Origin of the sequence: Azonexus sp., from assembly GCF_047638095.1 — a bacterium.
Taxonomy (GTDB): Bacteria; Pseudomonadota; Gammaproteobacteria; order Burkholderiales; family Rhodocyclaceae; genus Azonexus.
Map to the genome: position 1 here is coordinate 45,832 of NZ_JBLJBW010000015.1, position 9,897 is coordinate 55,728.

The following is a 9,897-nucleotide window of genomic DNA, read 5'->3' on the forward strand; positions in this document are numbered from 1 at the left end:
GCCTATCACATCAAACACACCTACAGAGGATAAAAACAGTGAGCAGAAAACGCTGCAAGCGCGTGATTCGGCTGGCGCTGGCCCCTACCCTTGTTGCCCTGCATCTCAACCCGGAAGTCTGCCTGCAGGAGCGCGGTGCCGTGCTGGCGGTGCGTGGCGGCTGGGCGACGACGGATCATTTCAACGTCCTGGCTGACTGCCGCGACATGCTCATGCTGGCGGCAAACGAGCGGGACGACAAGAGCGCCATTGCCGCCTGCACGGTGGCCGGCATCGCGTTGATGAACATGAAAGACCGGCACAAGGAAAAGGGCCGGATCGGCGCAACTGGCGACGAAATCCAGGCGCTGGAGTTGCTGGTTGATGCCAGTGAGGATTTTTGGAAGCGCCAGAGCGGCGCGCTGTTTGTGGATGCGGAGGCGGCTCTGTCTCGGGCGCGGGACATGCGTGCCGAAGAGGCTGGAATGATTAGGGAGGCAGCGTGAATGAGCTACATCTTTTCGCAGGCGCTGGTGGCGGAATACTCGCCGGCCAGTTGCTTGGGCACCGCTGCGTCTGCGCAGTCGAATTTGAACCATACGCCCAAGCCGTGCTTGTGGCACGACAAAACGATGGAACCTTCCCGCCTTTCCCGATTTGGGATGACGTGCGCACCTTTCGAGGAGAGCCATGGCGCGGCATTGTTGATGTCGTTTGTGGAGGCTTCCCGTGCCAGGACATCAGTGCAGCAGGTAACGGCAAAGGCATCGACGGCGAACGATCTGGACTCTGGCGCGAAATGGCCCGCATCGTCGGTGAGGTACGACCCCGCTTCGTCTTCGTGGAAAACAGCCCATTGCTTGTGGGAAGAGGACTTGCCGTGGTCCTCGGTGATCTTGCCGAAATGGGGTATGACGCGCAATGGGCATGTCTATCGGCATCCGACACAGGAGCGCCCCATCAGCGGGACCGCGTCTGGATTGTGGCAAACCATCGTGGCAGACGATTCGGCAGACCGGAAGGCCGGGAAGTGGAACAGCCGTGGAGAGCCGAAGCTATCTGCGCAAGTTCTGAATCCGAAATACTGGCCAACGCCGAACAGTTGCAAAGCATCAGAGGATTTGGCGCTCAGATGCAGCGGGGACGGGCGGGAGAAGCCGAACAAGCTGGGATGGGCGGTGGCACAGAGAACATGGCCAACGGCCACGGCCTCGGCCAGCAAAGGATGGTCGAAGAACCACAACCGCGCCAACTCGGACGACCGACTGGACTACACCGTGGAACGGGAGAATTTCCAGCCTGGCCAGCAGACCCCGCCGATGCGCCTGAATCCGGATTGGGTCGAGTGGTTAATGGGATGGCCAATCGGTCACACCGACTTAAAGCCATTGGCAACGGACAAGTACCGATTTGCGCGGCTATGGCGTTTAGACTCTTGGCAGGAGGTAATCAATGAACTCGCCTTACAAAAAGTGGTACGAGAAGAACAAGGAGAAAGCGCGGGAGCAAAAGCGGGAAGTAATGAGGCGATTGCGCAGCGAAAGCCCGGAGAAATACAACGAACAGTCAAGGCAGGCAAAAATAAGGGAAAAGCTGAAGCTGTTTGAGATGTATGGCCGAGTTTGCGCAATGTGCGGATTTGATGACATGCGCGCCCTTTCTTTAGACCACAAGAAAAACAATGGCAATGAAGAAAGGAGATCACTTGGAGAGCGCGGAGTTTATCGAAGAGCGAAAGCTGAATTTCGTCCCGAGGAATATCAAATACTTTGTATGAACTGCCAATTCATCAAACGTGCGACTCATGCAGGGCATACCAACCTTAACCACGCGTGGCTTATGCAGCATTCGCCATGCTTTCAGAATGAACAGGAGGCTGCGTAATGCCAGTGCTTGACCACGAAATCCACCCCCGCACAGTGGATAACGGGCGTGCCTATGCCTGCCACAACAGACATCCGTTTGCCGCTGGCTACTTTGCGCCGGACGGGCTGGCTGACTTTATGGACGACCGAGACACCGGGCTTGATGCGCGTATCAAGTTGGCCTGGATACCGCACGCCATGAGCGCCGAATGCCGCTACGACATGAGCCTGGCCGATGCCAAATGCGAAGGCTGCCGAGAGCGCGGTCTTGGTGAGGCGAGGTCGGAATTGATTAGGAGGGATGGAGTATGACAACCAGCCTTACCCGCCAGCAGCTCTGCGCTGAACTTGGCATTTCTGAATCAACGGTTCGACGGCTGGAGCATCTTGGATTACCCTACACGCCGGTTGGCCTGCGTGCGAAGCGGTACGACATGGCCGAAGTCAAAAAGTGGTTACGTGAGAATCAGCCATGTCAATCTGGGCAGATAAAGAAGGCCGGCTGCACGTCGGTATCATGGTCGGCGGCAAAAGAATTCACCGACGCCTGCCGGAAGGTGCAACTAAGAGTGATGCCAAGCTGATCGAGGCCGATCTGCGGAAATCGGCAATGCAGCGCCGGCCAGGTATCCCCGGTGATCCGCAGATGGTGGAAATCATGGGGCTGTATTTTGCCCACGCGGAAACGCTGCGCAGCCCGGACACCGCGAAGCAGCACGCACTACGCGCGGGTCCATGGCTGGAGGGCGTCAAGGCAAGCGATGTCGATCTTGCGCTGACGAAGATGATCGACGACATGCGCGATCACTACAAGCCGGCAACAATCAATCGCACCATTGGCGCCGTCAAAGCGGCGCTGAAAATAGCGTACAAGGCGCGGCTGATCCCGGAGGACTACGGCGCCAGGACACACCGGCTGCCGGAGAACAACGCCCGGCACAATTACCTGAACATCGAGCAGGTCAAGCTGCTGGCAGACTGCGCCAGCGAGCAAGTCCGGGCGGCAATCTGGATTGCGCTGCTCACCGGCTGCCGGCGCGGGGAAATCCTCAAGCTGACCGCCGATGACATCCAGTCAGACACGCTGCGCATCCAGTCCGGCAACACCAAAACCCTGCGCCAGCGGACGGTGCCCATCGTCCCGGCGCTTCGGCCGTGGCTTGAGTACGTGCCGCTCGCGATAAATTTCGAGGGGCTGAAAACAGGGTTCGCCAGGGCGCGCAAGAAGGCAGGCATCGATGTCAATTTCCACGATCTTCGCCACAGCTGCGCCAGTATGCTGATAAATCTAGGCGTCCCGCTGGAAGTGGTGCGTGACATTCTCGGACACACGACGGTGCGCACGACAGAGCGGTACGCGCATCTGCATGTTGATCGGCAGAAAGAGGCGCTGGGCAAGTTGTCGGCGCTGGTGTGATGGTGCGCGATACTGGGATCGAACCAGTGACTTCCACCGTGTGAAGGTGGCACTCTACCGCTGAGTTAATCGCGCATTGCCAATTCTTACACCGGTTTTTACACCGGACTTGCAGAAACCCGCATGAATGCAGGCTTTGCCCTGCCGTGTGAAGGCAGTGCTCTACCGCTGAGCTAACCGCCCGTCGAAGAAGGCGCGCATTAGATCACATCGTTTCCAGGCGGTCAAATCTTCTTGCAATGTCCGCTAAAATGGCGGACTTTTGTTTTTCTAAGCCTTTCCCCATGAAACCTGTCCGCACCCGTTTTGCCCCCAGCCCCACCGGTTATCTACACATTGGCGGCGCTCGCACGGCGCTTTTTTCCTGGGCTTATGCTCGACGCCATGGCGGGCAATTCATTTTGCGCATCGAAGATACCGATGTTGCCCGCTCGACACCGGAAGCGGTGCAGGCCATTCTCGACGGCATGGCCTGGCTGGAACTGACGCACGACGAAGGTCCGTTCTACCAAATGCAGCGCATGGATCGCTATAAGGCGGTGATTCAGGACATGCTCGCTGCCGGCACCGCTTATTACTGCTACACCAGCCGCGAGGAATTGGACAGTTTGCGTGCCGAACAGGAAGCGCGCAAGGAAAAACCCCGTTACGACGGCCGCTGGCGGCCAGAACCGGGCAAAACCTTGCCGCCACCGCCGGCCGGGGTCGAACCCGTAGTGCGTTTCAAGAACCCGATAAACGGTGTCGTCGCCTGGGAAGACGCCGTCAAAGGGCGCATTGCCATCGCCAACGCCGAACTCGACGACCTCATCATCGCGCGCGCCGACGGCACACCCACCTACAATTTCTGCGTCTGCGTCGATGACTGGGAAATGGGCATCACCCACGTCATCCGCGGCGACGACCACGTCAATAACACCCCGCGCCAGATCAACATCTTGCAGGCGCTCGGGGCGGAAATTCCGACCTACGCCCACCTTTCGATGATTCTGGGCGACGATGGCACCAAGCTTTCCAAGCGTCACGGCGCGGTATCGGTGATGCAGTACGAAGAAGAAGGTTTTCTGCCGGCAGCCGTCATCAACTATCTCGCCCGCCTGGGCTGGTCGCACGGCGATGCCGAAATTTTCAACCGCGAGCAGTTTATCGCCTGGTTCGACCTCGACCATATCACCGCCTCGGCTGCGCAGTTCAACACCGAAAAACTGCTGTGGCTGAACCAGCACTACATGAAGGCGCTGCCGCTCTCCGAACTGGCCGCCAAAACCCGCCCCTATCTGGCGCGCCTGAATGTCGCAACCGACTCCGGCCCCTGCCTGGAAAAGGCCGTCGCACTCTACGTCGAGCGCTGCAATACCTTGTGCGCCCTGGCCGAGGCCGTACGCATCTTCTACCAAAACGTCGAGCCCAGCGCCGAATTGCTGACGCAACACCTGACCGATGAAAGCCGCCCGGCGCTGAGCGATTTTGCTGCCGGCATTGCAGAAATTGACTGGGAAATTCCTGCCATCGCCGCCCTGATCAAAAACACGCTCGCCGAACACAAGCTCAAGATGCCCAAACTTGCCATGCCGCTACGCGCGATACTGGTTGGCCAGACGCAAACCCCGTCGGTCGATGCCGTCATCGAATTGATGGGCCGCGAACGGGTCCTGGCCGCCTTGAAAAAATATCTCTAAAAACCCTGAAAATCCCTTTACAAGGGCCGACGAGCTCTCTACAATGCGGCCTTCTTTCGAGCGGGGGTATAGCTCAGCTGGGAGAGCGCTTGCATGGCATGCAAGAGGTCAGCGGTTCGATCCCGCTTACCTCCACCATCAAGTTCGAAAGAAAGTCCGGGTCCCCATCGTCTAGAGGCCTAGGACACCGCCCTTTCACGGCGGTAACCGGGGTTCGAATCCCCGTGGGGACGCCAAGAATTGGCAGCTGCACATACGGGCAGTTGCACAGTCTTAAGCGCGGAGTGGTAGTTCAGTTGGTTAGAATACCGGCCTGTCACGCCGGGGGTCGCGGGTTCGAGCCCCGTCCACTCCGCCAGTTTTACCTTAAGAATTTGGCTGTTTCTCCGGGTTTGGGGGTATAGCTCAGCTGGGAGAGCGCTTGCATGGCATGCAAGAGGTCAGCGGTTCGATCCCGCTTACCTCCACCACGCAGCAAATTCTTGATGTGGTTTGTCCGGGTCCCCATCGTCTAGAGGCCTAGGACACCGCCCTTTCACGGCGGTAACCGGGGTTCGAATCCCCGTGGGGACGCCAAACACCGAGTCAAACCAAGCATCCGCCAGCGGCGGAAAATGGGACAACACCTGCAAGAGCAAGGATTCAGCGCAGGTTGCCATTCGCAAAACCCCAGGCCACAACACGTTTAGCGCGGCGCAGCGGTGGAAAACGCTGCCTGATTCTGCAAAGCAGCGCTTTCCGTCACGGGTTTTTTTAGCCGATCTTCCCTGCACTCCAAATTTCAAAATCCGCCAGCGGCAAGGGCTTGCTAAACCAGTAACCCTGATAATGCTGGCAACCCATGGCGTGCAACATACGCTGCTGCGCCTGGGTTTCCACCCCTTCGGCAATGACCGCCAGGCCCAGACCTTGCGCCAGGGCAGCGACCGAGCGGGCAATGGCGGCATCATTGGCATCGTGCTCCAGATCGCGCACAAAACTCTGATCGATCTTCAACTGATTCAAGGGCAAACGCTTCAGATAAGCCAAGGAAGAATAGCCCGTACCGAAATCATCCAGCGAAAAACGCACACCCTTGGCACGCAAATGTTCCATGGTGGCAATCACGACTTCCGGCTGGTCGACCAGCAAACTTTCGGTCAGCTCCAGTTTGAGATGCTCCGGCGGCACCTCGCTACTGTGCAACAGCGCGCATAGCTCTGAGGCAAAACCTGGCTGCACGAACTGTGCGGCGCTCACATTGACCGCCAAAACCCACTGCTTGCGCTCAGGATGCGCTTGCCACGCACGCAGCTGCTGGCAGGCCGCACGCAGCACCCAATCCCCCAGAGCGACGATCAGACCGCTTTGTTCCGCCAGCGGAATGAACAAACCCGGGCCGAGCAAACCACGCTCGGGATGCTGCCAGCGCACCAGGGCTTCCGCCCCGGTCACCACAAAATGCCCTAACGCATCCACCCGTACCTGCGGCTGATAATGCAAAACCAGCTCCCCTTGCATAATCGCACTGCGCAACTCCTGCTCCAGCCGCAAACGCTCGCTCACCCTGCGTTCCAGCTCGGGGTCGAAGAAGTGCAAACCGCCGCGCCCCTCCCCCTTGGCCTGGTACATCGCCATTTCGGATTGTTTGAGCAAGCTGTCCGCGTCGGGGCTGTCCGCAGTGACCAGGACGATACCCAGGCTGGCGCTCCCCTGATAATTCAACTCGCCCACCGGCGCGGGCGCTGCCAAGGCCTGCAACAAACGCTCGGCAGTGGTTTCAACTTGCGCCGCAATTTGCTCTGCATCGCCCCCCAGCGCCGGCAAAATCATGGCGAATTCATCGCCACCCAAACGGGCCACCACGGCACCAACAGGCAGTGCGGCACAAATGCGCTCGCCCAGTAGGCGCAAAAACGCATCCCCCGCCGGATAACCCTGGCTGTCATTGATGACCTTGAAATCGTCCCAATCCAGCAAAAACAACGCCGCTTGCGTCGCCTGCTGCGCGCAATCGCGCTGAATCTGCCGCAAACGATCACGCAACAAGGCACGATTGGGCAAACCCGTCAGCACGTCATAGAAGGCCAGCTGATGAATGGTTTCCTTGGCATGCTGCTGGCCACTCAGGTCGGTGTAGCAGGCCACCATATTGTGCACCTGCCCGGCGGCATCCTTCACTGCGCGAATACTCATCCACTTCGGGAAAACCTCGCCACTTTTGCGACGATCCCAGATTTCCCCCTCCCAATACCCCGTTTCGCCAATCGTGCGCACCATGTGGTCATAAAATGCCTGATCGTGGTGGCTGGAGCGAAACATCTTCGGCGTGCGCCCGAGCATTTCCTGCGCCTCATAGCCCATCAAGGCGCATAACGCCGGATTCACCCGCTGAATGTGCGCCCCCGCATCCGTCACCATCACCGGCTGCGCCTGCATAAACATGGCTTCAAATACACGCAACTGCGCACTCGACTGCGCTGCCAACGAATCCGCCGAAAGGCTTGCCGCCCCCTGCTCTTCCTGCCTTCCCTGAACGAAAGAAAAGAAACGTTTGAACATCTTCTTCATTCCTATGAATTTACCTGCAGCGATATGCGCAATGGGCCTCCCCGACCGTAAGCAGTCCTCCCCCCGCACGCGCGCCAGCAAGTGTCCGATGGTACTCGGCGCCTCCCCCATGCGCAACGACACCCCTCGCTGCACAGGGTTTTTCCAGTTTGTCCCATTGCGTTCGGCAGACACCCGTGGCAGAATGCGCAGCTTCGTTGGTCAAGGCCGACGAAAAAGTGCGGAGTGGTAGTTCAGTTGGTTAGAATACCGGCCTGTCACGCCGGGGGTCGCGGGTTCGAGCCCCGTCCACTCCGCCAAAAGATTTCAAAAAAACCGCCGCAGGGCGGTTTTTTTGCGCCCGCTTTTTTGTGCTGACTTATAAACTCCAAATTTTTGCGCCGATGGCCTGCCGCAATGCCTTTCTCCAAACTCGGCACAAACAAAAGAACACAAGGAAAAGCCATGCCGCAATCCTCTGGCATTTTGCAATGCAATCACGTGGATATTGCCGAACGGCGTATTCGTGCCGCCCAAGTCGTCTGGAATCACGGAAAGCTGACACAGATCCGCGAACTCGGGCCGGAAAACCCCGCTTGGCCCTATCTTCTGCCGGGTTTCATCGATGCCCACGTACACATCGAAAGCAGCCTGCTACCGCCGGTCGAATTTGCCCGGATGGCAGTTCGCCACGGCACTATGGCGGCAATTTCCGATCCGCACGAAATCGCCAATGTCTTGGGCTGTGACGGCGTGCACTGGATGCTGGCCAATGCCGCACAAACCCCGTTCCATTTTCTATTCGGCGCACCCAGCTGCGTGCCGGCAACATCTTTCGAGACAGCCGGCGGGCGCATCGGAGTGAGCGAGGTCGAAGGCTTGCTGGCGACACCCGGCATCGGCTATTTATCGGAAGTCATGAATTTTCCCGCCGTATTGGCGGGCGATCCGGATTTACAGGCCATGCTCGCGGCCGCCCAAAAATGCGGCCTGCCGATCGACGGCCACGCGCCAGGATTATGCGGAGCAAGCGCCGCCGCCTACGCCGCTGCCGGCATCAGCACCGACCACGAATGCTCTAGCTTGGCAGAAGCCGAAGACAAGCTTGCGGCAGGCATGAAAATCCTGATTCGCGAAGGTTCCGCCGCGCGTAATTTCGACACGCTGCATCCATTGCTGAGCGCGTACCCGGGGCAAATCATGCTGTGCACCGACGACTGCCACCCTGACGACCTGGCGCGTGGTCACATCGACCGCCTCATTGCCCGTGCCGTAGCGCTCGGGCACGACGTTTTTACGGTGCTCGAAGCCAGTTGTTTGACGCCGCAGCGCCATTACGGCCTGACGCTCGGACAGCTGCGCGTTGGCGACCCGTTCAATGCCGTACAGGTGGACAATTTATGTGACTTTACGGTCGCCGCCGTCTGGCTGAACGGCACGCTGGCGGCACGTCAAGGGCAAAGTCTCCTGCCCGCCCTGCCGGTGACACCGATCAATCGTTTCGCAGCCCGCCCGGTGACCCCCGAAGCACTGGTGATTACGAAAGAACACAAAAACCCGCCCGATCTGACCCGGGTCATCCTCGCCCTCGATGGAGAATTGCTCACCCGCAGCCTGCTCCTGCCCATCAACGGCCCTGTGCCGGCTGATGATGTATTGCTGATTGCCGTCGTCAATCGCTACACGCCAGCAGTGCCGGCGCTAGCACTCATCCGTGGTTTTGGTCTGCAGGCGGGTGCGCTGGCGTCCAGCGTGGCGCACGACTCACATAATGTGATTGGCGTTGGCTGCGACCCGCACAGCCTGGCGGCAGCTTTAAATGCCGTCATTGCCGCACAAGGCGGCCTGGCCGCGGTCGATGCCAGCGGGCACTGCGAGCTGTTGCCGTTACCGATCGCCGGTTTGATGAGTGACGCCGACGGTGATCAGGTGGCAGAACACTACGCCCGCCTGAACACGATACTGCACGAGCGCCTCGGCTCACCCTTGCGGGCACCGTTCATGACGCTTTCCTTCATGGCCCTGCTGGTGATTCCAGAACTCAAACTGAGTGACCGGGGATTGTTCGATGGCAATAATTTCAGCCTGACGCCCTTGAGCGTAGCGGCCACCGAATGTAGTGAGAGCTTCGTCTAGCGCCGACGCCCAGACAAACTCGCAAAAATAGTGGTCGGGGCGGTGGGATTCGAACTCACGACCCTCTGCTCCCAAAGCAGATGCGCTACCAGACTGCGCTACGCCCCGACAAGGGGGCGGATTGTACCGGGGGTGCGCGGGGAAAACCAGCCCCTTGCCGCAGTTTTTTTTGCACTTTGCCAAGGAACAAGAGAACAGAAACCCAGCATCATTGCAGTGCACCATCGATCTTGCTTGCCACCCCCCGATCTTTCTGATATTTATCGCTTTTTTTGGCAACTGGAAGCGCTCA

The 9,897-nt window shown here is 58.8% G+C and carries 8 protein-coding genes and 8 tRNA genes; 13 read left to right on the top strand and 3 right to left on the bottom strand.

Annotated features, from left to right (window positions below; genetic code table 11):
- Window positions 1-38: 38 nt before the first annotated feature.
- From ACM62Q_RS05850 to ACM62Q_RS05870, 5 genes are all read left to right on the top strand, one after another.
- Window positions 39-485, top strand: a complete 447-nt coding sequence (locus ACM62Q_RS05850) for a hypothetical protein (RefSeq protein ID WP_415034517.1) — start codon at window positions 39-41, stop codon at window positions 483-485.
- Window positions 482-1,435 carry a DNA cytosine methyltransferase gene (locus tag ACM62Q_RS05855; protein WP_415034519.1) on the top strand — a complete coding sequence of 318 codons (954 nt, stop codon included), beginning with the start codon at window positions 482-484 and terminating at the stop codon, window positions 1,433-1,435. The genes ACM62Q_RS05850 and ACM62Q_RS05855 overlap by 4 nt, the downstream gene beginning before the upstream one ends.
- A complete protein-coding gene (locus tag ACM62Q_RS05860) occupies window positions 1,432-1,863 on the top strand; it encodes a hypothetical protein (protein WP_415034521.1) in 432 nt (143 codons plus the stop codon). The genes ACM62Q_RS05855 and ACM62Q_RS05860 overlap by 4 nt, the downstream gene beginning before the upstream one ends.
- Window positions 1,863-2,156 carry a hypothetical protein gene (locus ACM62Q_RS05865; RefSeq protein ID WP_415034523.1) on the top strand — a complete coding sequence of 98 codons (294 nt, stop codon included), beginning with the start codon at window positions 1,863-1,865 and terminating at the stop codon, window positions 2,154-2,156. Before ACM62Q_RS05860 ends, ACM62Q_RS05865 begins: the two co-directional genes overlap by 1 nt.
- 160 nt (window positions 2,157-2,316) lie before the next feature.
- The gene (locus ACM62Q_RS05870) at window positions 2,317-3,261 is read left to right on the top strand and encodes a tyrosine-type recombinase/integrase (RefSeq protein ID WP_415034525.1); all 945 of its coding nucleotides are present in this window, start codon (window positions 2,317-2,319) and stop codon (window positions 3,259-3,261) included.
- Here the strand turns inward: ACM62Q_RS05870 and ACM62Q_RS05875 are convergent.
- Window positions 3,262-3,336: transfer RNA gene (locus tag ACM62Q_RS05875), tRNA-Val, on the bottom strand.
- A 209-nt stretch (window positions 3,337-3,545) separates the two neighbouring features.
- Here ACM62Q_RS05875 and gltX point away from each other — a divergent pair.
- From gltX to ACM62Q_RS05905, 6 genes are all read left to right on the top strand, one after another.
- Window positions 3,546-4,940 carry a glutamate--tRNA ligase gene (gltX, locus tag ACM62Q_RS05880; RefSeq protein ID WP_415034527.1) on the top strand — a complete coding sequence of 465 codons (1,395 nt, stop codon included), beginning with the start codon at window positions 3,546-3,548 and terminating at the stop codon, window positions 4,938-4,940.
- Window positions 4,941-5,002: 62 nt separating this feature from the next.
- A tRNA-Ala gene (locus ACM62Q_RS05885) sits at window positions 5,003-5,078 on the top strand.
- 22 nt (window positions 5,079-5,100) lie between these two features.
- Window positions 5,101-5,176 (top strand) — tRNA-Glu (locus ACM62Q_RS05890).
- A gap of 45 nt (window positions 5,177-5,221) precedes the next feature.
- Window positions 5,222-5,298 (top strand) — tRNA-Asp (locus ACM62Q_RS05895).
- Between the two features lie 36 nt (window positions 5,299-5,334).
- Window positions 5,335-5,410: transfer RNA gene (locus tag ACM62Q_RS05900), tRNA-Ala, on the top strand.
- A 30-nt stretch (window positions 5,411-5,440) separates the two neighbouring features.
- A tRNA-Glu gene (locus tag ACM62Q_RS05905) sits at window positions 5,441-5,516 on the top strand.
- Window positions 5,517-5,693: 177 nt separating this feature from the next.
- Here the strand turns inward: ACM62Q_RS05905 and ACM62Q_RS05910 are convergent.
- Window positions 5,694-7,481, bottom strand: a complete 1,788-nt coding sequence (locus ACM62Q_RS05910; protein ID WP_415034529.1) for a putative bifunctional diguanylate cyclase/phosphodiesterase — start codon at window positions 7,479-7,481, stop codon at window positions 5,694-5,696.
- Window positions 7,482-7,712: 231 nt separating this feature from the next.
- On the opposite strand from ACM62Q_RS05910, the gene ACM62Q_RS05915 reads away from it, so the two are divergent.
- Both ACM62Q_RS05915 and ade read left to right on the top strand, forming a co-directional pair.
- Window positions 7,713-7,789 (top strand) — tRNA-Asp (locus ACM62Q_RS05915).
- 145 nt (window positions 7,790-7,934) lie between these two features.
- A complete protein-coding gene (gene ade, locus ACM62Q_RS05920; protein WP_415034531.1) occupies window positions 7,935-9,605 on the top strand; it encodes an adenine deaminase in 1,671 nt (556 codons plus the stop codon).
- Between the two features lie 31 nt (window positions 9,606-9,636).
- Here the strand turns inward: ade and ACM62Q_RS05925 are convergent.
- Window positions 9,637-9,713 (bottom strand) — tRNA-Pro (locus ACM62Q_RS05925).
- Window positions 9,714-9,897 lie beyond the last annotated feature (184 nt).